This window comes from Paraglaciecola sp. 25GB23A (assembly GCF_040012495.1).
In the GTDB taxonomy this organism is placed as follows: Bacteria; Pseudomonadota; Gammaproteobacteria; order Enterobacterales; family Alteromonadaceae; genus Paraglaciecola.
Window position 1 is genome coordinate 171,567 of the sequence record NZ_JBDYKM010000001.1, and the last position, 26,121, is coordinate 197,687.

General features: G+C 43.4%; 23 protein-coding genes. 21 read left to right on the top strand and 2 right to left on the bottom strand.

The window, feature by feature from the left end; genetic code table 11:
* Positions 1-196: 196 nt before the first annotated feature.
* The 21 genes from mraZ to ABKW31_RS00815 all read left to right on the top strand — a co-directional run bounded on the left by mraZ (position 197) and on the right by ABKW31_RS00815 (position 24,047).
* Positions 197-655 (top strand): division/cell wall cluster transcriptional repressor MraZ, encoded by a 459-nt coding sequence (gene mraZ, locus ABKW31_RS00715; RefSeq protein ID WP_348614207.1) that lies wholly within the window; start codon positions 197-199, stop codon positions 653-655.
* A complete protein-coding gene (rsmH, locus tag ABKW31_RS00720; RefSeq protein WP_348614208.1) occupies positions 655-1,590 on the top strand; it encodes a 16S rRNA (cytosine(1402)-N(4))-methyltransferase RsmH in 936 nt (311 codons plus the stop codon). The genes mraZ and rsmH overlap by 1 nt, the downstream gene beginning before the upstream one ends.
* Positions 1,587-1,907, top strand: a complete 321-nt coding sequence (gene ftsL / locus ABKW31_RS00725) for a cell division protein FtsL (RefSeq protein WP_348614209.1) — start codon at positions 1,587-1,589, stop codon at positions 1,905-1,907. The genes rsmH and ftsL overlap by 4 nt, the downstream gene beginning before the upstream one ends.
* A complete protein-coding gene (locus ABKW31_RS00730; RefSeq protein ID WP_348614210.1) occupies positions 1,904-3,661 on the top strand; it encodes a penicillin-binding transpeptidase domain-containing protein in 1,758 nt (585 codons plus the stop codon). The genes ftsL and ABKW31_RS00730 overlap by 4 nt, the downstream gene beginning before the upstream one ends.
* The gene (gene murE / locus ABKW31_RS00735) at positions 3,651-5,207 is read left to right on the top strand and encodes a UDP-N-acetylmuramoyl-L-alanyl-D-glutamate--2,6-diaminopimelate ligase (RefSeq protein WP_348614211.1); all 1,557 of its coding nucleotides are present in this window, start codon (positions 3,651-3,653) and stop codon (positions 5,205-5,207) included. The genes ABKW31_RS00730 and murE overlap by 11 nt, the downstream gene beginning before the upstream one ends.
* Positions 5,204-6,610 carry a UDP-N-acetylmuramoyl-tripeptide--D-alanyl-D-alanine ligase gene (murF, locus tag ABKW31_RS00740; protein ID WP_348614212.1) on the top strand — a complete coding sequence of 469 codons (1,407 nt, stop codon included), beginning with the start codon at positions 5,204-5,206 and terminating at the stop codon, positions 6,608-6,610. Before murE ends, murF begins: the two co-directional genes overlap by 4 nt.
* Positions 6,604-7,686, top strand: coding sequence for a phospho-N-acetylmuramoyl-pentapeptide-transferase (mraY, locus tag ABKW31_RS00745; RefSeq protein ID WP_348614213.1), 1,083 nt, complete (start codon positions 6,604-6,606; stop codon positions 7,684-7,686). The genes murF and mraY overlap by 7 nt, the downstream gene beginning before the upstream one ends.
* A gap of 18 nt (positions 7,687-7,704) precedes the next feature.
* Complete coding sequence (murD, locus tag ABKW31_RS00750; RefSeq protein WP_348614215.1) at positions 7,705-9,027, top strand: UDP-N-acetylmuramoyl-L-alanine--D-glutamate ligase; 1,323 nt, start codon at positions 7,705-7,707, stop codon at positions 9,025-9,027.
* Positions 9,024-10,379: a cell division protein FtsW gene (ftsW, locus tag ABKW31_RS00755; protein ID WP_348614216.1), complete on the top strand. Its 1,356-nt coding sequence runs from the start codon at positions 9,024-9,026 to the stop codon at positions 10,377-10,379. The genes murD and ftsW overlap by 4 nt, the downstream gene beginning before the upstream one ends.
* Positions 10,372-11,472 carry an undecaprenyldiphospho-muramoylpentapeptide beta-N-acetylglucosaminyltransferase gene (gene murG / locus ABKW31_RS00760; RefSeq protein WP_348614217.1) on the top strand — a complete coding sequence of 367 codons (1,101 nt, stop codon included), beginning with the start codon at positions 10,372-10,374 and terminating at the stop codon, positions 11,470-11,472. The genes ftsW and murG overlap by 8 nt, the downstream gene beginning before the upstream one ends.
* Positions 11,465-12,919 carry a UDP-N-acetylmuramate--L-alanine ligase gene (gene murC, locus ABKW31_RS00765; protein ID WP_348614218.1) on the top strand — a complete coding sequence of 485 codons (1,455 nt, stop codon included), beginning with the start codon at positions 11,465-11,467 and terminating at the stop codon, positions 12,917-12,919. Before murG ends, murC begins: the two co-directional genes overlap by 8 nt.
* Complete coding sequence (locus ABKW31_RS00770) at positions 12,916-13,866, top strand: D-alanine--D-alanine ligase (RefSeq protein ID WP_348614220.1); 951 nt, start codon at positions 12,916-12,918, stop codon at positions 13,864-13,866. The genes murC and ABKW31_RS00770 overlap by 4 nt, the downstream gene beginning before the upstream one ends.
* A gap of 4 nt (positions 13,867-13,870) precedes the next feature.
* Entirely contained in the window at positions 13,871-14,650 is a 780-nt protein-coding gene (locus tag ABKW31_RS00775) for a cell division protein FtsQ/DivIB (protein ID WP_348614221.1), read from the top strand.
* A 21-nt stretch (positions 14,651-14,671) separates the two neighbouring features.
* Complete coding sequence (gene ftsA / locus ABKW31_RS00780) at positions 14,672-15,901, top strand: cell division protein FtsA (protein WP_348614222.1); 1,230 nt, start codon at positions 14,672-14,674, stop codon at positions 15,899-15,901.
* Positions 15,902-15,983: 82 nt separating this feature from the next.
* Positions 15,984-17,153 (top strand): cell division protein FtsZ, encoded by a 1,170-nt coding sequence (gene ftsZ / locus ABKW31_RS00785; protein WP_348614223.1) that lies wholly within the window; start codon positions 15,984-15,986, stop codon positions 17,151-17,153.
* 172 nt (positions 17,154-17,325) lie between these two features.
* Complete coding sequence (lpxC, locus tag ABKW31_RS00790) at positions 17,326-18,240, top strand: UDP-3-O-acyl-N-acetylglucosamine deacetylase (protein ID WP_348614224.1); 915 nt, start codon at positions 17,326-17,328, stop codon at positions 18,238-18,240.
* Between the two features lie 241 nt (positions 18,241-18,481).
* Complete coding sequence (locus tag ABKW31_RS00795) at positions 18,482-19,384, top strand: M23 family metallopeptidase (RefSeq protein ID WP_348614225.1); 903 nt, start codon at positions 18,482-18,484, stop codon at positions 19,382-19,384.
* A 143-nt stretch (positions 19,385-19,527) separates the two neighbouring features.
* Positions 19,528-22,230, top strand: coding sequence for a preprotein translocase subunit SecA (gene secA, locus ABKW31_RS00800; RefSeq protein ID WP_348614226.1), 2,703 nt, complete (start codon positions 19,528-19,530; stop codon positions 22,228-22,230).
* Between the two features lie 113 nt (positions 22,231-22,343).
* Positions 22,344-22,730 carry an 8-oxo-dGTP diphosphatase MutT gene (gene mutT, locus ABKW31_RS00805; RefSeq protein ID WP_348614227.1) on the top strand — a complete coding sequence of 129 codons (387 nt, stop codon included), beginning with the start codon at positions 22,344-22,346 and terminating at the stop codon, positions 22,728-22,730.
* 109 nt (positions 22,731-22,839) lie between these two features.
* The gene (locus ABKW31_RS00810) at positions 22,840-23,757 is read left to right on the top strand and encodes a M14 family metallocarboxypeptidase (protein ID WP_348614228.1); all 918 of its coding nucleotides are present in this window, start codon (positions 22,840-22,842) and stop codon (positions 23,755-23,757) included.
* A 62-nt stretch (positions 23,758-23,819) separates the two neighbouring features.
* Positions 23,820-24,047: a hypothetical protein gene (locus ABKW31_RS00815; protein ID WP_348614229.1), complete on the top strand. Its 228-nt coding sequence runs from the start codon at positions 23,820-23,822 to the stop codon at positions 24,045-24,047.
* A gap of 3 nt (positions 24,048-24,050) precedes the next feature.
* Here the strand turns inward: ABKW31_RS00815 and ABKW31_RS00820 are convergent, their stop codons facing one another.
* Both ABKW31_RS00820 and ABKW31_RS00825 read right to left on the bottom strand, forming a co-directional pair.
* Complete coding sequence (locus ABKW31_RS00820; RefSeq protein ID WP_348614230.1) at positions 24,051-24,590, bottom strand: DUF6436 domain-containing protein; 540 nt, start codon at positions 24,588-24,590, stop codon at positions 24,051-24,053.
* Positions 24,587-26,068 (bottom strand): methyl-accepting chemotaxis protein, encoded by a 1,482-nt coding sequence (locus tag ABKW31_RS00825; protein ID WP_348614231.1) that lies wholly within the window; start codon positions 26,066-26,068, stop codon positions 24,587-24,589. The genes ABKW31_RS00820 and ABKW31_RS00825 overlap by 4 nt, the downstream gene beginning before the upstream one ends.
* Positions 26,069-26,121: the final 53 nt, after the last annotated feature.

A 26,121-nucleotide genomic window follows, 5' to 3' on the forward strand; every position in this document is an offset into this window, starting at 1 on the left:
TCAAATACTTCGGAAATAGCTGATTTATTGCGGCTGCGAAAGCCTTTCATTTGCTGCTTTTAGTCCTTGACATGCAATACAAGTGGTACCTAAACTGTGCATTGTGGGTAAATGTGGCGTAAAGTGGATCAAAGAGGTCGATTTATCGCGCAACTAGTTCAATTCGACAGATAAAAATTAAAAAAAGGTTAGGGAAATGTTCCGCGGCGCTAATGCAATCAGTCTAGATATTAAAGGGCGCGTAACGATACCTACTCGGTATCGGCAGTCTTTGCTGGATGATTGTCAGGGACAACTGGTTTGTACGATCGATACACAACAACCCTGCTTGCTACTTTACCCACTGCCCGAATGGGAAGAAATTGAATTAAAACTCTCTCGCTTATCTAGTATGAATCCTCATGAACGTCGCCTTCAACGTCTGTTGTTGGGTTATGCCATGGAAGGTGAAATGGATAAGAATGGGCGTTTTTTGCTCAGTTCACCTTTGCGGCAACATGCCAAGTTAGATAAACAAATCATGTTAGTGGGGCAATTTAATAAATTTGAATTGTGGGATGCTGATGTTTGGCAACAGCAAATTAGCTTGGATGTCGAAACTGAACAACAAGCTGATTTTGAACTAACCGAACGCCTACAGGATTTTGCCCTTTAATGACTACCTCTTTCATTCATAATGCCGTTTTATTGCAAGAATCTATTGACGCTCTCGCCATCAATCCTGATGGCATTTATCTTGATGGTACGTTTGGACGTGGTGGCCACAGCCAGCAAATTTTAAATGCCTTATCTGCCAAAGGTCGATTAATCGCCCTCGACAGGGATCCACAAGCGATTGCTGCCGCAGAGCGTTTTGCAGATGACCCGCGCTTTTCTATTCATCATGTTACTTTTTCACAATTGACAGAAGTGGCGGAGCAGTTACAACTGGTAGGCAAAATAGACGGTATCTTACTTGATCTTGGAGTGTCTTCACCGCAGTTGGATGATGCTGAACGTGGTTTTAGTTTTATGCGTACTGGACCCCTCGATATGCGCATGGATACCAGTAAAGGACTGAGTGCAGCGCAGTGGCTGGCTAAGGCCGATGAACAAGATATTACTCAAGTTATCAAAGAATTAGGTGAAGAGAAGTTTGGTAAACGTATCGCCCATGGCATTGTAAATGCGCGTGCTCTTGCACCTATTGAAACCACCACACAATTGGCGGCTATTATTGATGAAGCTGTGCCAGTAAAAGATAAATTCAAACATCCAGCAACGCGCAGTTTTCAAGCCATCCGTATGTATATTAATAGTGAATTGGATGAAATTCGCAACGCCTTAAAAGCGGCATTGACGACGCTTAGCCCAGGTGGTCGTTTAGCGGTTATTAGTTTTCATTCTTTAGAAGACCGCATCGTAAAACGTTTTGTTCGTGAGCAAAGCAAAGGACTTAACGTCCCTCATGGTATGCCGATTTTTCAATCTGAGATAGACGCGGCCAAGGCACTCAAAGCCATCGGTAAGGCAATTATGCCCAGCCCCAGTGAATTAAAGCAAAATGTGCGTTCTCGCAGTGCGGTGCTGAGGGTGGCAGAAAAGCTATGACAAGCGCCAATACTAATTTTAATTTACTCAGTTTTATTGTTGCTGATTTAGCCCGCCACCTCTTGCGGGTTTTATTGTTTCTGGCGGTATTGATCAGTGCCGTGGCGGTTATATTGAGTGCCCATCACAATAGACAGATGGCGATAGCACTTGAAAAGCTAATGCAGCAACAAGATCACTTGGATGTTGAATGGCGCCACTTGGTCTTAGAGCAAAGTGCTTTATCAGAACACAATCGCATAGAGACCTTAGTTGAAAAGAAATTGGATATGCATCGCCCCGAGCCGGACGAAGAAGTAATGGTGCGCATCAAATGAAACGTTCAGGCAGCTCATCTCGTTCAGCTCAAGCAAAAGTGCTAACTGCGCCAACTTTATTGCATTGGCGATTTGTGTTGGTGCTTATGGTTATTTTATTGGTTTTTATTGGCTTAGGTGTGCGCGCCGCTTATATTCAAGTGGTTTCGCCCGATCAACTGATTCAACAGGGTGATAATCGTACCTTGCGCACGCGTAATGATCCGATACACCGTGGTCTTATTACCGACAGAAATGGTCAGCAGTTAGCCGTTAGCGTGCCAGTTAGAGCCATTTGGGCTGATCCTAAAAAAATCGCTGAAGGCTCCGGGTTTAGCGACAAAAGACGCTGGCAGGCATTAGCAGAAGTGTTAGGGCAAGATGTCAGTGAGCTTGTTGCCAAAGTTGATGACCCGACTAAACGTTTTGTCTATTTACAGCGCCAAGTATCTCCTGCCATGGCCGACTATGTTGATCAGCTTAACTTAGACGGTATTTATCTGCGTAATGAGTCTCGTCGTTATTATCCAACGGGTGAAGTGTCGGCCCATGTTATTGGTTTTACTAATGTCGATGATGAAGGTATTGAGGGCATTGAAAAACTTTATGATGATTGGCTGACTGGTACGCCTGGCACCCGCCAAATTCGTCGCGATGGTAAAGGCCGTCAAGTAGAAATATTGGCCACTGAAGAAGGCAAAAAAGCGCATAATATTCAATTAACCATCGATCAACGCATTCAAGCCTTAGCTTATAAAGAGCTCAAGTGGGCGGTCAATTTTTATAAAGCAACTTCTGCGTCAGCTGTGGTGACAGACGTGCGAACTGGCGAAATTTTAGCCTTGGTTAATAGCCCGTCTTACAACCCTAATAACCGTCAAGGTGTTTCTCCTCATCGTATACGTAATCGTGCGGTAACCGATGCCTACGAACCCGGCTCATCAGTAAAGCCACTTGCCATGATCAGTGCGCTAGAATTTGGTTCAGTCAACCTTAATACCATGATCGATACATCGCCAGGTTGGATGCACTTAGGCGGTAAAATAGTTCGTGATGGACATAATCTGGGTAAAATTAGTTTGACTGACATTATTCGTCACTCCAGTAATATGGGTACCTCTAAGTTAGCCTTGTCGGTGCCTAAAGAATATTTACTTGATATGTATTACAACGTGGGTTTGATGAGCGGCAGTGGCGCTAATCTATTGGGCGAAACTAATGGTATTTTTAATGAGCGCCCCCGTTGGTCTGATTTTGATATTGCAACACTCTCATTTGGTTATGGTATTTCAGTTACCGCCCTGCAATTGGCGCGCATGTATAGCATTATTGGTGATGGTGGCATGAAGCGGCCCTTGAGTATTGTCAAAAGTGACCAGCCCGTTGAGTCCGAGCGCGTGATCAGTGAGGAGGCTTCCCGCCAAGTGCTGCATATGTTGGAAAGCGTCTTACAAGAAGGCGGCACAGCGCGTAAGGCAGCTGTTCCTGGTTATCGTGTAGCGGGAAAAACAGGGACTACTCGTAAAGCTATCGCCAACGGATATGGCGAAGAATATGTCAATATATTTGCTGGGGTGGCACCGGTATCTGATCCACAACTGGCTGTTGTTATTCTTATTAACGAACCCAAAGGTGACGCATATTACGCGGGTGATACTGCGGCTCCTGTCTTTGCTAAAGTGATGGCGGGCAGTCTGCAAATGCTCAATGTCGCCCCCGATGACAAGACAGTGTCTTCGTTGGTAGCGTTAGGAGGCTCAAGTAATGCGGGTTGATATGGTATCTATAGATAGTCAGTTTGCTGAGCCTTTTGCGCAAAGTATTCAAGCCTTGTTAGCCAACTTCTCTATCACAGCGCCTGACATTATGGTCAGTGAGTTAGTGCTTGATAGTCGTGATGTCGCAGTTCATAAAGCCTTTATTGCTGTTAAAGGGCATAATCGCGATGGCCGTGATTTTATCCCTCAAGCGATTAGTCTGGGTGCCAAAGTTATTATTGCCCAATGTGACAGTGCCGAGTTACACGGGCAAGTGAGCATGCGCGAAAACTCGGTGATTATTTCTTTTTTTGAGTTGGCTAACAAACTGTCAAAGTTAGCGGCCTATTTTTATCATCACCCTGCCAATTCATTGTCCGTTATTGCGGTTACGGGAACCAATGGCAAGACTTCGGTGGTGCAGCTATGTAATCAACTTGCTTTTTTATTAGGTGAGCGAAGTGCATCTATTGGCACCCTGGGTTCTGGTGTTTATCAAAGTCAAACCAGCCAACTCAATAGCACCTTAAATACCACGCCAGACGCTATCAGTATTCAACGTCTTTTAGCAGATTTTGTTGGTGAAGGTGTTTATCAAGTGGCGCTTGAAGCCTCATCTCATGCCTTAGTTCAACAGCGCTTATCGGCATTGAAAACCGATGTTGCAGTGTTTACAAATCTAACACGTGATCATCTCGATTATCATCACACCATGGATGAATACGGTCGGGCGAAGCGAGTGTTGTTAAGCCAACCCGGTCTAAAATCAGTGGTACTGAATATTAACGATGCTGAACATAAAAACTGGCTAGCTAATGCGCCTAGTAAAATCAAGGTTGTACTCTACGGCGTTAATGTTGCAATGCACAAGATAGCCTCAGATTATCAATATTGTATAGCCAATCGTGTGCAATTTACCGCGACTGGAGTGCGGTTTAGTTTGGAATCTTCGTGGGGCAACTGCGAACTAAGACTCAATCTTGTGGGTGAATTTAATGTTTCTAATGTCCTAGCGGCAATCAGTGCGCAACTGTGCTTGGGCAAGAGTCTTAAAAATATTGCTTATGTCGCACAAAAATTACTACCGGTTGCCGGTCGAATGGAGCTTTTTAGTCATCCTCAAAAAGCCACGATAGTGGTTGACTATGCTCATACACCGGATGCCTTAGAAAAGTCTCTGATTGCTGCACGCCAACATTGTAAAGGCCAGTTATGGTGCGTTTTTGGTTGCGGTGGCGATCGTGATAAAGGGAAACGGCCACTGATGGGGGCTATTGCTGAACGTTTAGCGGATCGTGTCGTAATTACTGACGATAACGTTCGCACCGAAATACCCCAACAAATTGTCGAAGATATATTACAAGGTTGTACTAACGCCCAGCAGATCTTAGTGGAACACAGTCGTACTAAAGCGATTGAGTTGGCGGCTGGACTATGCAAGGAGCAGGACATCATTCTTGTCGCGGGTAAGGGACATGAAGATTATCAAATAATTGGCCAACAGAGCCAAGCTTACGACGAAAGAGCGTTTGTTAAGCAGTTTCAACAGGGGAAAACACTATGATCCCAGTTTCACTATCATGGGTGGCTGAGCAAATACAAGGCAAGCTTATTGACGCTAATAATCAATCAATGATGATTGCAAGTGTGAGCACCGATACGCGGCATATTGAGCAAGGCGCTTTATTTATTGCCTTGCAAGGGCCTAATTTCGATGGTCACGACTTTGTCAATCAAGCCCAAAAATCAGGGGCCATCGCTGCTATTGTAACTCATCAAGTAGTAGCTGATATTGCGCAAATTATTGTCAGTGATACTAAAGTCGCCCTGGGTCTGTTGGCTGGGGCAGTGAAAAAAGAAGTCGCTCCTCTTACGGTCGGTATTACCGGTAGTAGTGGTAAAACAACTGTGAAGGAAATGGTTGCGGCTATCTTGTCGCGTCGCGGTAAAGTATTGGCGACCAAAGGCAATTTTAATAATGATATTGGCGTGCCCTTAACTTTGTTGCGCCTTGAAGCAGATCATGAGTTTGCGGTAGTCGAAATGGGTGCAAACCACTTAGGTGAGATTGCTTATACCACTGATTTAGTTAAACCTGACGTGGCAACCATAGTTAATGCTGCGGCGGCCCATTTGGAAGGCTTTGGCAGTTTGCTCGGCGTGGCTAGAGCCAAAAGTGAAATTTTCAAAGGACTACCAGATCATGGTGTTGCGGTACTTAATGTTGATAGTCAGTTTTATGATTTTTGGAAAAGTAAATTACGTTTAACCAAAATTCAAAGTTTTTCCTGCGACAAGGCGGCTGACTATTGTGCCGAAGAAACTATCCTAGGTTTAGATGGTTGTGCCCAATTTGATTTGGTCTCACCTTTAGGTCGTGTCAGTGTGTCTTTGTCATTACCAGGTATGCACAATGTCAGTAATGCTTTGGTTGCAGCCGCACTTGCTATTGGTGTGGGAGCGAGCTTGAACGATGTTGTTGAAGGGCTACGTAATATGCCTCATGTTGCCGGACGCTTAAACGTTAAGCAGCTAAGTAATCAAGTTAAGATTTTAGATGATACTTATAATGCCAATGTTGCCTCAGTCAATGCCGCCATCGATTTACTCGCCAGTTTTGCCGGACGTAGAGTACTAATTTTGGGGGATATGGCTGAGTTAGGCGAAAAAGCGCGTTATTATCATGAACAAGTCGGTGAATATGCCAAACAAAAAGGAATTGACGAGTTATACACCTTAGGAGTGTTAAGCCAAAGCGCGAGTGTCGTGTTTGCTGCCCAGGGTAAACATTTCAGTGATATAAACCTGCTTGGTGAATATGTTTTAAGTCAATTAGCCGGTGAGCAGCGCGATATAACTATCCTAGTTAAAGGTTCTCGCAGTGCCAAAATGGAACGTGTGGTGCAGGCTTTGGAGGGCTCTAACTTGGGAAAGTTTGAACGGGTTAGGGAGCGAATCGCATGTTGATTTGGCTAGCCGAGTGGCTACAACAATTTGATTCGGGTTTTAATGTCTTTACCTACCTGACCCTGCGCGCCATTTTGAGTACTTTAACTGCATTACTCATTGCTTTGCTGATTGGTCCTAAAATGATCCGCTGGCTGCAACATATGCAGATAGGGCAAACCGTAAGAACCGATGGGCCGCAAACTCATTTAGTCAAGTCAGGCACGCCTACAATGGGCGGTTTGTTGATTTTAGCGGCTATTATGATCAGTGTCTTATTGTGGGCTGATTTATCTAATCGCTATGTATGGGTGACGCTTTTTGTGGTGGCTACTTATGGTTTAATTGGTTTTATTGACGATTATCGTAAGGTAATCCGCAAAGATCCCAAGGGATTAATTGCCCGCTGGAAATACTTTTGGCAGTCAGTCGTAGCCATTGGTGTTGCTTTCTATTTGTACGCCAGCCAACAAAATGTGGCTGAAACTGCACTCTTAGTGCCATTTTTCAAAGAAGTCATGCCGCAAATGGGGCTGTTTTTTATTGTGTCGACATATTTTGTGATTGTGGGCACCAGCAATGCAGTTAATTTAACCGATGGCTTAGATGGTTTGGCCATCGTTCCGACCATTTTAGTGGCAGGTGCATTTGCAATTTTTGCTTATACCACTGGTAACGTGAATTTTTCAGCCTATTTAAATATTCCACACATCCCACTTACTAGTGAATTGGTTATTGTCTGCACCGCCATTGTGGGAGCAGGTTTGGGTTTTCTATGGTTTAACACATATCCAGCTCAGGTCTTTATGGGCGACGTCGGTTCCCTAGCCTTGGGCGGTACCTTGGGTATTTTGGCGGTATTGGTGCGCCAAGAAATTGTATTAATCATCATGGGTGGGGTGTTTGTGGCAGAAACCTTGTCGGTGATATTGCAAGTTGGCTCATTTAAATTGCGCGGGCAGCGCATTTTTCGTATGGCGCCGATACATCACCATTATGAATTAAAGGGGTGGCCAGAGCCGCGAGTTATTGTGCGCTTTTGGATTATTTCTTTGATTTTGGTGCTTATTGGTTTAGCGACATTAAAATTAAGATAAGGGTTTTTTAGAGGGCTTATGGTCACGGTTAACTTGGCGGATAAAAATGTTGTAGTAGTAGGTATGGGGCTTACGGGCCTGTCCTGCGTGCAGTTTTTATTGGCTCAGGGTGCTAATGTGAGTGCTATGGATAGTCGCTCAGAACTCAGCCTTTCACTGGACATTCCACTTTATCTTGGTGCCCTTGACGAGAGTAGATTAAGTCATGCTGATTTAATCATTGTCAGTCCCGGAGTCAGTTTGCAAACGCCAGCATTGCAATATGCCATCGCGGCTGGGGTGAGCGTGATAGGCGACATCGAGCTATTTGCCCGATTTAATACTCTGCCTGTCATCGCGATCACTGGCTCTAATGGCAAATCAACGGTGACTCAATTGGTCGTTGAAATGTGTAAAGCGGCAGGAATGCGGGTATTGATGGGGGGCAATATAGGTGTGCCTGCCTTAGATTTATTGAATATTTCAGCGGACATTGTAGTCCTTGAACTATCAAGCTTTCAATTAGAAACCACTCAATCATTACATGCCCTTGCCGCGACAGTATTGAATATTTGTGATGATCATCTTGACCGTCATGGCAGCCTAGAAAATTACCAAAATATTAAACACCGTATCTACAAACAGGCGACATATGTAGTGGCAAGTCGTGATGATCTTGCGACTCAGCCCAAGGGGCGAGCCATTGATATCAGCTTTGGTTTATCCACCAGTCAAAGCGGATTTAGTTGGGATAAGGTGAGTGCCAGCCTGCACTATGAAGGCAAACATTGGTTGAGCAGTACTGAATGTTTGTTAGTAGGGGCCCATAATATGCTGAATATTCAAGCAGCAGCGGCTCTGGCTATGTTGGCTGGGGTACATATCCACGGCATCAAACAAGGAGCGAGACTCTTTCCAGGCTTGGCTCACCGTTGCCAAACTATATCGCTACATAAACAAGTGCGTTGGATTAATGATTCTAAGGCCACAAACGTTGGGGCAACATTAGCTGCGATTGAGGGGCTGGCTGACACGTGTACTGGCAGACTGGTTTTAATTGCAGGAGGACAAGGTAAAGGCGCTGATTTTAGCCCGCTAAGCTTGTTACTAAATGAAAAAATTGACTTACTCATTACCTTAGGTAAAGACGGCGACAAAATTGCTGCATTAAAAGCAAATAGTTCGCAAGTAAGTAGTTTGGAGGATGCTGTGAAGCTTGCTGCAGGCTATGTGCAGCCCAATGATACGGTGCTGTTGTCTCCGGCTTGTGCCAGTTTAGATATGTTTCATAATTATCAGCATCGCGGTGAGTGTTTTATCCAAGCAGTGCAACAATTAGCTGTGCAGGAGTGCTCTGCATGACGACATTAGTGCAATCAAAAATAGAAGTATTGCGTCATCTTTTTGTGCACAAGCATGACAGCCCAGCTAATGCAAAAGCAGCGTCACAGGAGATTCGCAAAGCCTACGACACATTATTGTTGTTAGTCGCCCTAGCCATTTTATCCATAGGCTTTGTTATCGTGACCTCGGCATCGATGCCGGTAGCGGATAGGCTTTACAATAATCCTTTCTATTTTGCTATTCGACACGGTATTTATATATTACTTGCCATAACTGCTGCCCTAGTCGTTATGCAAATCCCTATGCGTTGGTGGCGAATGACCAATGTGTGGTTATTGTTAATGGCCATCGCTCTGTTGGTCGCAGTGTTGCTGATTGGCCGCAGTGTTAACGGCAGTACCCGCTGGCTAGTGATAGGTCCTATTACTATACAAGCGGCAGAGCCAGCGAAACTGTTTTTCTTTTGTTACTTGGCGGGTTATTTGGTTAGACGTTTTGAAGAAGTCACTGAAAACATTAAAGGCTTCATTAAACCCTTAGCGGTATTTTTTGTACTCGCCGTATTGCTGCTGATGCAACCTGACTTAGGCACGGTGGTGGTGATGTTATTTACTACTGTTGGTCTGCTATTTTTAGCCGGTGCTAAATTGTGGCAGTTTTTTGGTTTAGCCATCACCGGTAGCTTAGCTGTCATTATGCTGATTGTATTTGAAGAATACCGCATGAAGCGGATTACATCCTTTTTAGACCCATGGGCTGATCCATTTGGTAGTGGGTATCAATTGACGCAATCGTTAATGGCCTATGGGCGTGGCGATGTATTCGGTCAAGGCTTGGGTAACAGTCTGCAAAAATTGGAATATCTTCCTGAAGCACATACCGATTTTATCATGGCGATTTTAGCTGAAGAGTTTGGTTTTGCCGGCGTATTAACCGTACTCGTGTTGATGTTGATTATCGTCATTAAGGCCATGAGTATGGGTAAACTTGCGCTGCGCAAAGAGCGTCCGTTTGACGCCTATTTAGCCTACTCCATAGGAATTTGGTTTAGTTTGCAAACTGCTGTCAATGTAGGTGCCAGTGCGGGTATCTTGCCCACCAAAGGATTGACTTTCCCCTTGTTAAGTTATGGTGGCTCAAGCTTAATTATTATGGCGATAGCTGTTGGTATATTAGTGCGCATTGACTTTGAGTTAAGAGTTGATGGTATTCAAGCGATGAACAAAGGTTTTACCGGCAAGTCTAATCGTAAGGCTTTGCAACAAGGTGATAATGCAGTCAGCGCGGGTAAAAAACGTCTTAGTCAGGTCATTGAAGGTTTGAAAAAACCAAAGATGAAAACAGATGCTAATGGTGACGTAAATGAATAAGCGCTTATTGGTCATGGCGGGCGGTACTGGAGGACATGTGTTCCCCGGTTTGGCGGTCGCGCATCTGTTGGCTGACAAACAATGGCAAATACATTGGCTTGGCACTAGTGAACGTATGGAAGCCGAACTTGTGCCTAAAGCAGGTTTTGCGATTAGTTTTATTGATGTGGCTGGTGTGCGTAACAATGGCTTACTGCGCCTAATAGCTGCTCCAGTAAAGATTATCAAATCTATTCTACAAGCCGCAAAAGTGATTAAGCAGTTTAATCCCGATGTCGTTATTGGTATGGGCGGTTTTGCCAGTGGACCAGGGGGAATCGCTGCGTGGTTAGCAAATAAACCCTTGGTAGTGCATGAACAAAATGCGGCAGCGGGTATGACTAATCGAATATTAGCGCGCTTCGCCGATAGGGTGTTGACTGGTTTTGATCATACCTTTCGTGCTCAGCTTAGCTCGACTAAGAGCCAAACTAAAAAATATCAATGGGTAGGTAACCCTGTACGTTCCGCGTTTGACAGTTTACCCCCTAAAACACAGGTATCCTTACCACTGAATATCCTAGTCGTTGGTGGCAGTTTAGGTGCACAAGTATTGAACCAAATTGTGCCTATCGCATTGGCCAACAATAATAATGTTCAGATTCGTCATCAAACCGGCAAGGGGCATTTGAGCAGTGTTGAAAGTGCTTATAAACAGTACTTCAGTGACCAAGATAATTGGCAGTTGAGTGAATTTATCGATGATATTCCAGCCGCGTATAACTGGGCAGATTTGGTTATTTGTCGCGCTGGAGCACTGACTGTGGCCGAAGTTGCTGCAGCTGGTGTGTGTGCTATTTTTGTGCCCCTACCTCATGCTGTTGATGACCATCAAACTAAGAACGCGCGAGTCTTGGCCGATGACCACGCGGCATATTTACTACCACAATCACAGTTTACAGTGTCAGCACTGCAAACTCTTATTAACGTTTGTATATCACAACCAGAAAAATTAATTTTAATGAGTCAAAAAGCAAAAAAATTAGCATGTTTAGATGCCACCCAACGTGTTGCTGCAATATGCGAACAATTAGCGGAGCACAGCAATGATTAAACCATCTGCGATGAATTATCACGTACCGGAAATGCGCCGCATTAAACATATTCATTTTGTGGGTATCGGCGGCGCAGGGATGGGAGGAATAGCTGAAGTCTTATTAAATGAAGGTTATCAGGTAGCAGGCTCTGACCGTCAAGCTAATGGTATGACAGCGCGCTTACAAAACTTAGGTGCAACTATTTTTATTGGTCACCAGGCTAGTAATGTTGAACAAGCCAACGTCGTAGTCGTTTCAAGTGCGATTGATCCGAGTAATGCCGAGGTTAAAGCGGCAATAGAGCAGCGCATACCGGTTATTCGCCGAGCTGAGATGTTGGCTGAATTAATGCGTTTTAGACATGGTATTGCCATCGCAGGTACCCATGGCAAAACTACTACCACTAGTTTGATTGCGACTATATTTGCGCAAGCAGACTTAGATCCTACTTTTGTTATCGGTGGTTTGCTTAACAGTGCTGGTACTAATGCACGATTAGGTGCAAGCCGTTATTTGATAGCCGAAGCAGATGAAAGCGATGCTTCGTTTATCCATTTGCAACCTATGGTTAGCGTGGTGACCAATATCGAAGCGGACCACATGGATACTTACCAAGGTGATTTCCAAAAAATGGAAGACACTTACATCGATTTTCTGCATAACTTGCCCTTTTATGGCTTAGCAGTAATGTGTATTGATGATCCGGTTATCAGTAAATTATTGCCACGCATCGGGCGAAAGTATTTAACCTATGGTATCTCAGATAACGCCGATGTAAGAGCGGTTGATGTTAAACTAGGTTTTAATCAAAGCGAGTTTACGGTAATTCGAGCAGATCTAGCGCCATTAAAAATTCGCCTAAATATTCCCGGCAAGCACAATGTACTTAACGCCTTGGCTGCTATCACCGTGGCAACGGACGAAAATGTGTCAGATCAAGCTATTGTAAGCGCGTTGGCAGGCTTTTCTGGCATAGGTCGTCGTTTTGAATTGTTGGGTGATTTCACGACCCAAAAGGGCCAAGTTATTTTGGTTGATGATTACGGCCATCATCCAACAGAAGTGGCAGCAACAATTGCAGTAGCTCGCAACAATTGGCCGGATAGACGCCTAGTTATGGCTTATCAACCACACCGTTTTACACGGACGCGAGACCTGTATGAAGAGTTTGTACAGGTACTGTCACAGGTTGATGTGTTATTGCTACTGGAAGTGTATTCAGCCGGTGAAGCGCAAATCGATGGTGCAGACAGTAAAGCTTTGTGCCGTTCTATTCGCCAACGAGGTGAACTAGAACCGGTTTATGTGTCTCATGTCAATGAATTGCCCAAGTTGTTAGCAGAAATTCTCACTGACCAAGATATTTTGATGACCCAAGGCGCCGGTAATATCGGCCAAATCGCGAAATTTTTACAAACAAGCAAACTTGATATTGAGCAATTGGGCAAGGGGGTGGTGCAATGAAGACAATTGATTCTTTAGACCCATCTTCTTTTGGCAAAGTGGCAGTGATGTTCGGTGGTAAGTCGGCTGAGCGTGAAGTGTCATTACTTTCCGGCAATGCAGTATTAAACAGTCTACTGTCGTTGGGCATAGATGCTCATCGTTTTGACCCTGCTGAGCAGGCAATTACCGAGCTGCTGACGCAAAATTTCTCACGAGTTTTGATTATGTTACATGGTCGTGGCGGAGAAGATGGCACTATGCAAGGAGCCTTGCAGTTGCTCAATATTCCTTATACAGGCAGTAGTGTGCTCGGATCGGCTTTGTGCATGGACAAGATAAAAAGTAAGCAGATTTGGCAAACTTTAGGTTTACCCACCGCTAAATATGAAATTGCCGTTAAAAGTTCCTTTGATGCGGGATCTTGCAAGGCTATAATGGACAAATTGGGGAATGAGGTAATGGTCAAACCTGCGCAAGAAGGTTCTAGCATAGGGATGACCAAAGTAAATAATACACAACAATTAGAAACGGCCATTCAAGACGCTTTTAACTACGATGAGCATGTCCTGATAGAGCAGTTCATTCAAGGTTCTGAATTTACCGTCAGTCTATTAAATGGTCAGGCTTTGCCTTCTATTCGTATGTCGACCCCGCGTATTTTTTATGATTACACCGCCAAATATAAATCTGATAGCACCCAATATTTCTGTCCCAGCGGCCTAAGCGGCGAGCAGGAAGAGCAATTGGCTGAGTTAGCACAAAAGGCTTTCAATGCTTTGTCGGGTAGTGGTTGGGGTAGGATAGATTTTATGCAAGATAAAACCGGACAGTTTTATTTGCTCGAGGCGAATACCGTGCCTGGGATGACAGAGAAGAGTTTAGTGCCGATGGCGGCAAAACAAGCGGGTATGAGTTTCACTGAATTAGCCTTGGCAGTATTGCAAACGTCTATGGGTAACGCTTAATAGTATGGCTGAACTAGACCAATTGCCGGCGCCTCAAGCGCGCTCACAAATGATAATCGGTCTGACGTTTCTGCTGTGTTTGTTATTAGTATTGGTATTGGGTTTAGTCAAATTGTTAGCGTGGTTAGATGACGAACAACAATCGCCCCTTAAAGAAATTACTATTTCAGGGCAACGACAGTTTATTGAAGATAAACAAATTGAAAGCTTGGTTAGGCAAGGTCAACCAGGCAGTTTTTTTGAATTAGATGTAGCACAAACCCATAAAATGATTGAAGCATTGCCGTGGGTTTATCGGGCATCAGTGCGCAAACGTTGGCCAAATGGCTTAGAAATTTATGTTGTAGAGCAGGTGCCCTCTGCTCGTTGGAATGATGATTTATTGTTAAACCAACATGGCGAAGTGTTTGATGGAATTGAAGTAGCTAAGCGCGAACAATTGAGTTTGCCGAGCTTGTTTGGACCGGGTGGTAGTGAGCAGACTGCCTTACAAGGATATCGTGATATGCAATCCTTACTTGTAGTGGCGGATTTGCAGATTCACGAGTTATTTTTGAGCGAACGATTTGCTTGGAATTTACGTTTGGCAAATGGCATAAAATTAAATTTAGGACGCAGTGAGTTTATTGACCGACTGCAGCGGTTTGTGGATATTTTTCCATTGATTTCAACGCAGAATAAGGCAGTTGACTATGTTGATTTACGTTATGACACAGGTTTAGCAGTGGGTTGGGTAAATGCCGAAACCACAGAAAAGACAAAAACCAAACAGCGAGAGAGCTAATAAAAGTGATTAGGAAATACAATGTCTAAGGTCGTAGAACGCAAACTTATCGTTGGCTTAGATATAGGCACCAGCAATGTTAAAGCTGTAGTGGGTGAATTACTTGATGACAATAGTATCAGCATTGTTGGCGTGGGCAGTCATGCATCCAAAGGTATGGATAAGGGCGGCGTCAATGATTTGAACTTAGTTGTGCAATCAGTTAAACGCGCGGTGCATGAAATGGAACTCATGGCTGATTGTCGGGTGTCTTCGGTATTTATGTCGATTTCTGGACGTCATGTTAAGTGCCAGAATGAGAGCGGCATGGTGCCGATAAATAACCAAGAAGTGACACAAGAAGACGTTGATAATGTCGTGCATGCTGCTCGCTCAGTGCCGATCGCCGCTGAACGTAAATTATTACATGTATTGCCACAAGAATTTACTATTGACGTGCAAGAAGGTATAAAAAATCCCATTGGTATGTCAGGTGTCAGGATGGAGGCTGAAGCCCATATCATTACCTGTGCCGATGACATGGCAAAGAATTTAGTAAAGTGTGTTGAGCGCTGTGAGTTAAGCGCCGATCACATGATATTTTCTGCCTTAGCCTCTAGCTATGCGGTGTTAACCGATGATGAAAAAGAATTAGGCGTGTGTGTGGTTGATATTGGTGGCGGCACCATGGATATAGTGATTTACACTGACGGAGCGATTCGTCACACCGCTGTAATCCCTGTGGCAGGCAATCAGATAACCAGTGATATTGCCAAGATATTTCGTACACCGCTTAATCATGCAGAAGAAATAAAAATCAACTATGCCTGTGCCTTAAAAGACATGGTCAGTATGGAAGAAAGCATTGAAGTACATAGCGTAGGCGGCAGACCTGCCAGAGCGATGTCTCGACACACTTTGGCTGAAGTAATTGAACCACGTTATCAAGAACTGTTTGAATTAGTTCAAGATGAAATTCGTGCCAGTGGTTTTGAAGAGCAAATAGCCGCAGGCATTGTACTCACGGGTGGCACTGCAAAAATGGAAGGGGCAGTTGAATTTGCCGAAGAAATTTTCCAAATGCCGGTAAGAGTGGGTGTGCCACTTGGTATTAAAGGATTGTCTGAATATGTAGAAGATAGCAAATTTGCTACTGCGGTCGGTTTATTGCAATACGGCAAAAATCATCTGTTAAGTAAATTAGCCACAAAAAATAAAGTCAGTGATGGACCCTGGCAAAGAATACAAAGTTGGTTTAAGGGTGAGTTTTAGCCAAGTCATTTTTAAACTTTTTAATCTGCAGCTGCTAAGGAATATAGCCAGCCTGTTTGGATGTTAAGACCGGAGAGATAGTATGTTTGAATTAATGGATAGTCACAGCGAAGAAGCAATTATTAAAGTTATTGGCGTGGGCGGTGGTGGCGGAAACGCTATCGAGCACATGGTAAAACACTCTATTGAAGGAGTGGAATTTATTGCTATCAACACCGACGCACAGGTGTTACGAAGTTCAGCAGCTAATGTAACTTTACAAATTGGTTCGGGTGTAACCAAAGGTTTAGGTGCAGGAGCGAATCCAAATATTGGACGTCAAGCGGCAGAAGAAGACGCTGATACCATTCGTCAATGCCTCGAAGGCGCTGATATGGTGTTTATTACTGCCGGTATGGGCGGTGGTACTGGTACTGGTGCTGCACCAGAAGTGGCTAAAATTGCAAAGGAAATGGGCATATTAACGGTTGCAGTAGTAACTAAACCTTTTCCTTTTGAAGGACGTAAAAGAACTGATTTTGCAGAGCAGGGTATTGCTGAGTTGTCAAAATATGTCGACTCTTTGATCACTATCCCCAATGAAAAATTATTAAAGGTATTACCCAAAGGGACTCCTTTACTGCAGGCTTTTAGTGCAGCAAATGACATCTTACGCGGTGCGGTACAAGGTATTGCTGAGCTAATTACTCGTCCAGGTTTGATCAACGTGGATTTCGCTGACGTGAGAACAGTTATGTCTGAAATGGGTACAGCAATGATGGGTAACGGAAGCGCTAGCGGCGAAGATCGTGCTGAGGAAGCGGCAGAAATCGCTATAGCCAGTCCTTTGCTTGAAGACATCGATTTGTCAGGCGCGCGCGGTATTTTGGTTAACATTACTGCCGGTCCTAGTTTCTCTATTGATGAGTTTGAAACAGTGGGTAATGCGGTTAAAGCTTTTGCCTCTGAAAATGCGACTGTGGTTATTGGTACTGTAATTGATATGGATATGACCGATGAATTACGTGTCACTGTTGTTGCAACAGGTATCGGTACTGAACGTAAACCTGATATCTCACTGGTATCAAATCGGGCGCCACGTGTGATGAACGACCACAATGAGTTCAGATTGCAAGCAAATGGGTCGTCTGCAGTGCCCTCAAGCATTACTAGTGAGAGCTTACGTTCTGCTGCGCAAGAAGATAAACATGAGAGCAGTAGTGATCTAGAATATTTAGATATTCCGGCTTTTTTACGCAAACAAGCCGATTAATAATTAAAAGAAGGGAATTTTAGGATTAATAATGTTGTCTATATATTGCATCTGCCAAAAATCAGAATATGCTGACGATTATTGGTTTATGACAGTATTTTGACAAGGCTAAGCATTTTTAGTACTATACGTGCCCATTTTTATTACGTTTTGGCAACTGAGCAAAAGGTAGATGATTAAACAACGTACCATCAAACAATCTGTTCAGGAGACTGGGATAGGTTTGCATAAAGGTGACAAGGTCACAATGACTCTCCGGCCTGCGCCGGCGAATACAGGTATTGTATTTCGCCGCGTTGATCTTGAGCCTTATGCAGATATTCCGGCGCGTGCGAATGCGGTTGGTGATACGATGTTGTGTACCTGTATCAGTAATGAGCAAGGCGTCACTATTTCTACTGTGGAGCATTTATCTTCTGCTCTGGCTGGCTTAGGCATAGATAATATTATTGTTGAAGTTGATAGCAACGAATTGCCGATCATGGATGGTAGTGCAAGTCCCTTTATATTCCTGCTGCAATCAGCAGGCATTGAAGAGTTAAATGCAGCCAAACGTTTTATTAAAGTTACTAAACCAGTAAGAGTTAAAGACGGTGACAAATGGGCAGAGTTACGCCCTTTTGACGGTTTTAGAGTGGATTTTCGAATTGATTTTGATCACCCAGTGATCAGCCAAACACGTCAACATATGGTGCTTGATTTTGACTCAAGCTCATACGTCAACGAGGTTAGCCGCGCTCGAACCTTTGGTTTTATGAAAGACATTGAATACATGCATTCACACAATTTGGCACTCGGTGGAAGCATGGAAAACGCAGTAGCCTTAGATGAATACCGAGTGTTAAATCCAGAAGGATTGCGTTATAGCGACGAGTTTTTAAAACATAAGATTCTCGATGCTATTGGTGACTTGTATCTAGGTGGTCACAGTATAATTGGTGAATTGGTGGCCTATAAAACAGGGCATGGTTTAAATAATAAACTGTTAAATGCCTTATTGAATGACAAAAAAGCGTGGGAATTTGTCAGCTATGATACTCCCGAAGAAATGCCTATCCAATTCGCTTCGCCAGTACTGGCTAGCTGAATTTGTATTTAATAAAATGCCGCAGCTTTGCGGCATTTTTGTTTTTGGTAGTTTGTATTTTTGATGTTTTGAACTAACAGAGGCTTGTGTTAATCTCAGCCCCAATAAAAAATAGATAACAATCTCAACCTAGCACAGACTGTAAGTGGCGCAAATATTGACCTGTTAAATCGAGAAATATTTACACACTAGTTTTGGCGCGATAATCTGCTCAAGCTTTTGTAAAGAGGTAATTAACAGAATGAACATCACTTTGCTTGTTAGAAGCGAAAAAACGCGACTAAAATTTCGTGCAGACAAGCCAAAACTAATTATTGCACTGCTTATAATTTGTGGCGTCTTTTTGATTTCTAGCCGCTCTACTGAGACTGTAGATGAAAAAATTGCTCGAATCTCTTATGCCAAGGCTGGCTTTGAACAGCAGGAACAACGTGTAGTAGAGTTAAAAAATGCAACAGAACAACAATTAACCAGTATGACAATGAAACTAGCAGAAATGCAAAGTCATTTACTGCGTTTAAATGCCTTGGGCGCGCGTTTAGTTGAGGACGCGAGTTTGAATCCTGAAGAATTTAGTTTCGCTGAAGGCCCCGCCATTGGTGGGCCAATAGACTCAGATGGTATCACTATTCAGGTTGAAGATAGCTTGCTCAACAAAATGGATAGCTTATTAGTGCAAATACAACATAAGGCACAACAGCTTGATGCACTTGAATCTATCATGTTAAGTCACCATATAAGTGAACAGAGTCGCCTTGCGGGCAGACCCGTTGTGTCAGGATGGTTGTCTTCGCATTACGGCATACGTAAAGACCCCTTCAATGGTCAACCCGCTATGCACAAAGGTGTCGACTTTGCCGGTAAGGAAGGCGATTCAGTGTTGGCTACTGCAGCTGGTATCGTAACATGGGCCGATGAGCGATATGGTTATGGTAATTTGGTTGAAATCGACCATGGTGAGGGATTAGTCACTCGTTATGGGCATAATAAGCTGGTTAATGTTAAGATAGGCGACGTAGTAACCAAAGGGCAAGTAATCGCTGAAATGGGCAATACTGGTCGCTCGACTGGCGCTCATGTACACTACGAAGTATTACGCAAAGGGCAACAACTTGATCCACTTCCCTATGTTTACCGGGAGTAGTTTGGGTTTGAAAAGCGTTAGTAAAAACGCACCGTAGAATCATTGATAATCGGCTCCCAGTGAGCCGATTGTTTTATTTTTATCCTGTTAGTTAGTCATTGTGCTATGTAACAACTAATTATTAGATTGGAAGCTGTAAGTTGATGTTCTCGAGTATCCTCACCAAAATTTTCGGTAGTCGTAATGACCGCATTCTTAAAAAACTTAATGTTGCTGTTGAGCAGATTAACCAGTTGGAAAGCCAGTATGAAGCCTTGGCAGATGATGAGTTAAAAGCCAAAACAACAGAATTCTCTAAACGTATCATTGATGGTGCGACGACCGAAGATATTCTGGTTGAAGCATTTGCCGTTGTCAGAGAGGCGAGTAAGCGCGTATTTAATATGCGCCATTTTGATGTGCAAATGTTAGGTGGTCAAGTATTGCATCAGGGTAAAATCTCTGAAATGCGCACAGGTGAGGGTAAAACACTTACCTCTACGCTACCCACCTATCTGAATGCCTTAAGCGGAAAAGGCGTGCATGTTATTACAGTCAACGACTACCTAGCTCGCCGTGATGCTGATTGGAGTAGAGCCTTATTTGAATTTTTAGGTTTGACGGTAGGTTGTAATATTCCAGGTATGAACCATCAGCAGAAAAAAGAAGCCTATCAAGCGGACATCACCTACGGAACCAATAACGAATTTGGGTTCGACTATTTGCGCGACAATATGGCTTTCAGTCCTGAAGACAGAGTGCAGCGTTCCTTACACTTTGCGGTGATAGATGAAGTCGATTCAATTTTAATTGATGAAGCCCGCACACCGTTAATTATATCTGGTCAAGCAGAAGACAGCTCTGAGCTTTATCGCAAGATAAACCTGATCATTCCTGAACTAGAAAAACAGGATAAAGAAGATGAGGAAGGTCAAGAGGGTGAAGGCGACTATACCATTGATGAAAAAGCAAAACAGATCCATTTGACCGAACATGGTCAGATCCATGTTGAACAGATTTTACAACGAGAAGGTGTGTTAGCCGAAGATGAATCCTTGTTTGCTGCGACTAATATTTCATTCTTACACCATGTGAACGCAGCGTTGCGAGCACATAAGATGTTCCATCGTGACGTAGATTACATCGTAAAAGAAAATGAAATCGTTATTGTTGATGAACATACTGGCCGCACCATGGAAGGCCGTCGTTGGTCTGAAGGTTTGCATCAAGCAGTTGAGGCAAAAGAAGGGGTTAATATTCAGAATGAAAATCAAACTTTAGCCTCAATTACTTTCCAGAACTATTTCCGTCTTTATAAGAAACTCTCTGGTATGACGGGTACCGCTGATACTGAAGCCTTTGAATTCCAGTCAATTTATGGCTTAGAAACCGTGGTTATTCCGACGAACCAACCAATGGTACGAAAAGATAAGGCCGATTTAATTTATTTGACTGCCGAAGAAAAATACGAAGCCATTGTTGAAGACATTAAAGAATGTGTTAAACGCGGCCAGCCGGCTTTAGTTGGAACCGTGTCGATTGAAAATTCAGAGTTGATTTCGGGTATTTTGAAAAAAGCCAAAATTCCGCATAAAGTACTTAATGCTAAGTTCCATGAGCAAGAAGCCGACATCATTGCTCAAGCGGGTAAACCCGGTGCAATTACCATCGCAACCAACATGGCTGGTCGTGGTACCGATATTGTATTAGGCGGAAATTGGCAGGCAGCGATCGATAAAATTAACGATCCTAAAACCGGTACAATTGAAAAGATTAAACAAGAATGGAAAGCCGATCACGAAGCAGTATTGAAGGCTGGTGGTTTACATATCATCGGTACTGAGCGTCATGAATCGCGACGTATTGATAACCAATTGCGTGGTCGTGCCGGTCGCCAAGGCGATCCCGGATCTTCACGTTTCTATCTGTCCCTTGATGATGCCCTAATGCGCATATTTGCTTCAGAAAAAATGGGCAATATGATGAAGCGTTTAGGTATGGAACGCGGGGAAGCAATAGAACATCCGTGGGTCACTCGCGCGATTGAAAATGCTCAACGCAAGGTAGAAGGCCGTAACTTTGATATACGTAAGCAGTTATTGGAATACGATGATGTTGCCAATGACCAACGTAAGGTTATTTACCAACAGCGCAATGAATTGCTTGATGAGGGCGATATTAGCAGCACCATTGAGGCCATCAGAGCCGACGTGCTAAACGGTGTTATTGATCAGTATATTCCGCCTCAATCCTTAGACGAAATGTGGGACATTGATGGTTTAGAAGAGCGCTTCAAAGGTGATTTCTTACTAGATTTACCGATAAAACAATGGCTAGCCGACGACAATAAATTATTTGAAGAGAAGTTGCGTGAACGTTTAGTAAGCGAAGTCGTAGCGGCTTATAAAGCTAAAGAAGATATTGTCGGTGCTCCTGTTATTCGCCACTTTGAAAAAGCGGTAATGTTGCAAAATTTGGACAGCCACTGGAAAGAACATTTGGCTGCCATGGATTATTTGCGCCAAGGTATTCATTTACGTGGTTTCGCACAGAAAAATCCTAAGCAAGAATACAAACGGGAATCTTTCGAATTATTCTCACAAATGCTTGAAACCTTAAAAGTAGAAGTGATTACTATCTTGAGTAAGGTACAAGTGAAAGCTGAGGCTGACGTTGAAGCAATGGAAGAGAAACGTCGTATAGCTGAGGCAAAACAAGCGAAAAATTTCGAACATGAGTCACCAACTGAACCTAAGGCAGCAGCACCGAGTGTTGGTTTACGCCACGGTCCTAAGGTCAGTCGTAATGACCTATGTCCTTGTGGCTCAGGTAAAAAGTACAAGCAATGTCACGGTAAATTGAGTTAAGTTTAAACAACTAGTATTTATGGATAACCAAAGTGTGTATCCATATCGTTGAATAACCACAAAAAAGTCGAACGATTGTTCGACTTTTTTATAGCTTAATATTGGAGACAAACATGAAAGTGGTCGAAGTTGCTGTCGGCGTAATTAAACGTGCGGATAAGATCTATATCAGTAAGCGGGCAGATACCCTGCATCAAGGTGGCTTATGGGAATTTCCCGGTGGTAAGCGTGAACAACAGGAAAGTATTGAGCAGGCTTTATGCCGAGAACTCCTAGAAGAGGTGAATATCACCGTACTTGAGCAACAAGCTCTAATGGTCATCGAACATGACTATGGTGATAAAAAGGTCAAGCTAGATGTTCGTTTGGTTGAGCAGTTTTTAGGTGAGCCGAGTCCGCAAGAAAATCAACTTGCGCAATGGGTTAATATTGATGAGTTAAATAACTACGAATTTCCTCAAGCAAATTTGCCCATCATCGAACATCTGATGAAAAACTGATGGTAATCGCTAAGAGAAAACGTCGGCTGTTGGGCTGACTGAAAATGGTGAGCGTAAGGGGTTTAATTGAGGCTCATTATTACTAACTAAATCAGACTGGAGGTATTACATGCAATTAGAAAGTCCATATCCGATCGGTACACCTGGACACAAGTGGGAAGCTAAAGAAAAAGCCCAGTGGTCGTCTGCGCAAAAAGTGCAGCGCTCTTACGCAAACGATGTTCTAGCCCCCATTACTGCTATGGCAGCCTCAGGCATATTTAAGACTCAGCAATACGGAGAACTCGAGTATGAGCAAGATACATATCCTCTTATTGCGCTGACCAGTACTCAGTGGGACGACAATAATCCCATCGTATTAATTACCGGTGGTGTGCATGGCTATGAAACCAGTGGCGTTCATGGTGCCTTGCGGTTTGCTCAAACAAAGGCGCAAGACTATGTTGAGGACTTTAACTTTATTATTGTTCCCTGTGTTAGTCCGTGGGGCTACGAGACCATTAATAGGTGGAATCCTTTAGCAATCGATCCTAATCGCTCTTTCTACGCTGATAGTCCAGCCCCTGAAGCGGCCAATTTACTCAGTTTGACTGAGGGATTAAATGTGTTGCTGCACATTGACCTGCATGAAACCACGGATAGCGATAACAGCGAATTTCGTCCAGCGTTAGCTGCTCGAGACGCGATTGAGCAGCGTAGTTGGGATATACCAGATGGTTTTTATACGGTAGGGGACACTCTCAACCCTTGTGAGGCATTGCAAAGCGCCATTATTGCTGCAGTAGAACAAGTAACTCATATTGCACCATGCGATGAACAGGGCATGATTATTGGTTCGCCAATGGAACAAAAAGGCGTGATCAATTATCCACTCAAAAAGTTGGGTTTATGCGCAAGCTTAACTAATGCAAGTTACACAACAACAACAGAAGTCTATCCAGACAGTCCTAAAGTGGATGCTGAAAATTGTATTGTGGCGCAGGTCGCGGCGATTTGTGGTGGTTTAGATTTTGTCAAAGAACAATAATAATTAGTCTATAAACTGATATCACTATCATTAATGCAGCAGAAGAAAAGCAAGGATTAGGTTTGAAAAACGAATTGCAGTATCGATTCAACGATGGGCAGATAGCTAATCGATTTTTAAATGAATTGACCCACTGGTCATCGTCTTCGGGGAACGTTCACGTTAAGGCTAGTTTAGCCAAAACAAGTCATACGGTGCAGGTAAGCTACCTATTTGATGGCCGTGGGTTTGATTATACTTGCTCTGAACTAGATGAACTGGCTGCCCGCTACGGTGGTGAAGAAGTTTGAATCCTAGCGAGTAACGGCAAGTTTGTTGGCACAATAACAACCCTCTACATCGGCGTTGATCTGGGCGCCAAAGTAGCGTGATTGACTTAGTTTAATGATTTTTTGTGACAAGCTTGAATTGGTGAAACAGCCCAAACCCTCAGAGTAAGGGCCCAGATAGAGAAGTTTCTGCTCATGGTTGAAAACCAACACTGCTGGTGTAGACGGTATTAACTTTGCTAATTCTGGCAGCGCATCGAGGTTAATCGCCTCGCTTTTAAAACCTAGTTTAGCTAAGTTATTGGATAATTCACTGCTGTGCTTTTCGGCTAAAGATTCACATACACATTCGCCTGAGCGAATGTGTATAACCTTATTGGCTAAATCAGCTTCTACCGTTTTGAGCGCTGCACCTAGGCGAGGTTCAAAATTCAATTCCATGCTCTGCATGATCAGCGACTGAGTGGGATCAAAGGGGCTAAGTTTAGCTGCTTCAGCAATTTTAAGCAGGGCAAAAACGGCTGTCAACCATAGAGCCAAACCAAACCAAAGCCCCAATTTCATACTTTAAATTGGCTAATTTGTTTGAGTAAAGCCACGCACATATCGTGTAACGAGACCACTTCGTGTTTGACCGCAATCATATGCTTAGACTCTTCTTTTGATAAGCTATTCAACTGTTGCGCTGCATCTGAAATAGTATTAGATAAAGTAAATTGTTGTTTCGATGCCATCGCGATCTGTTGCGAGTTTGTGCTCACTTCTCCTATAGCTTTTACTATTTCGCCCATTACCGTTGCATTTTTAGAGGATTCTCCAACTGAAGTATCAACCATAGTGACACAGTTATTCATTTGAGTAACTGAGTTGCTGGCACTGCTAATGAGTGTTGCAGTAATGGCTTCAATTTCTTCCGCGCTTTCTTTGGATTTAATGGCTAGCTGTCTTACTTCATCTGCAACCACCGCAAATCCGCGTCCATGCTCACCCGCTCTCGCAGACTCAATCGCAGCGTTTAAGGCCAATAAATTGGTTTGTTCGGCTACAGATTTTATTGATTGCATCACGGTTGAAATATTTTGACATTTTAAGCTTAATTCTTGAATAGTAGCTGATGCTAATGTGAGCGTATCACGCAAAGTCTCAATACCTTTACCTGATTCAGTTACATTTTTTGCAGTATCAGCCGTCTTCTTCTCGGCCTCTGTGGACAACTTATTGGCTTGTTCCGATAAGGAGGTAATCGAATTGATAGCGCGAACAACGTCTTGAATTGAATTATTAATATTCCCAATCTGATACACGCTGTTGTCGTATGAATTAGACAATTCAAGCGAAGAGGCTTGAACCTTATTAGTAATTTCTACCGCATTTTCACTTAAGTCTTTAGACTGACCTACCAACACTTTAATCGCACTAATAAGTTGATTAAATTCCTTTAGGTCATCTCCACTATTGAGCTCTGAAGCCCTAAAATCCAAATAGTCTTTGTTCTGCATTATGCTGCTAACACTTTTTGATAATAGGAAAGCAGAACGCCCTTCAGCATTGATTTTTATCGCCATATACATCAGAACCCCACCTTCAATTAGGGCGAAGACTGCATGTATTACAAGAATGTAGAACTCAACACGATCCTCTTCGAATATATAGATGCCTTGCGTATTGGATTGTAAAACAAAGAAAAGGATATGGTGAATTGCAACCACTGCGGTACTAGAAGCTATTACTTTCCAATCGCGGTAGAAGGACAAAAACGCCAATAGAGCGAATATTTCAAAATGCATCTCGGTCATGCCATAGGTTTGTTGAAGATGCAGCGCTGTAAATAGCTGTACGCCAACCCCTACAGCATGTCGGCTAATGGCTTCTTCAGGAAACTTCAGACTCAAGTAAAACGGGACCACTAAAATAAAGGTACCAATAACGAGCGGTTCAAGCCAGTTGCCAAAAAATGCAGCGATGCCAATAGACACTAACCACTGAATAAGGAGAACATATCGAAAGGTCGTATGGGCTTGTGAAATCCAAGGATATTGCATGGGGTAAACACTCCGAATGATGGTTGTATATGACCAAGCTTAGTCGTCAATGT